Raw genomic sequence first — 830 nt, forward strand, 5'->3', positions numbered from 1 at the left:
ATCTCTCCTAAAATGAATATCAGTCAGTAATGCATATTTATATCTTTATGGTCATGATTTGGGGGTATTTAAAGAGGGACTATAAAATTAGTGACTTTTGTTAATGACTCATCGCAGCATAGCGAGTTGAGTGAAAGTAGCGCTATAAAAATGGCTTGTGAATTATGCTATGATTGTTAGCCTTTATTCAACCATAAATGACGGTTCGACGATTGATAGCTATCAAGGACTATAAAACAATAAAGGATAAGATAATGACTCAGGCTCAAACCGCTATTCCTCATCTGCTCACTGATAAAGTCGCTATTGTCACGGGGGCAAGCCGTGGCCTTGGCGCTCAGATTGCGCAACAAATGGCAGCAGCTGGCGCAGTGGTTTGCGTAAACTATCTCGATAGTAAAGACGCTGCTGAACAGGTAGTAGCCGATATCGAAAAGGCAGGTGGACAAGCATTTGCGTATCAAGGCGATGTCACGGATTTGGCTCAAATGCAGGCCATGGCAGCCGAAGTCATTAAGCGTTATGGACGTATTGATGTGTTGGTTAATAACGCCTTGCCAAGCTACCAGTTTGATCCAAGTGCTGACTATACCAGTATTGAAACGGTTAAATGGACACATTTTTCGCAGCAAATGGATGGTATCGTGCAAGGCGCGGTTAATACGACGCAAGCAGTATTGCCACAGATGAAAACTCAGCAGATGGGTAAGATTATCAATATCTCAACCAACCTTGTCTACAATCCAGTGGTTACTTACTATGATTACACCACGGCTAAATCGACACTGATAGGCTTAACGCGCAACCTTGCAAGTGAGCTTGGACAGTAT

General features: G+C 42.8%; 1 protein-coding gene. It reads left to right on the forward strand.

From position 1 onward, the window contains the following. Positions 1-254 precede the first annotated feature (254 nt). Positions 255-830 (forward strand): SDR family NAD(P)-dependent oxidoreductase (locus tag ACS8FD_RS18785; protein ID WP_439276967.1); only part of this gene is annotated, 576 nt, incomplete at its 3' end.

This window comes from Psychrobacter sp. 1U2 (assembly GCF_051847575.1).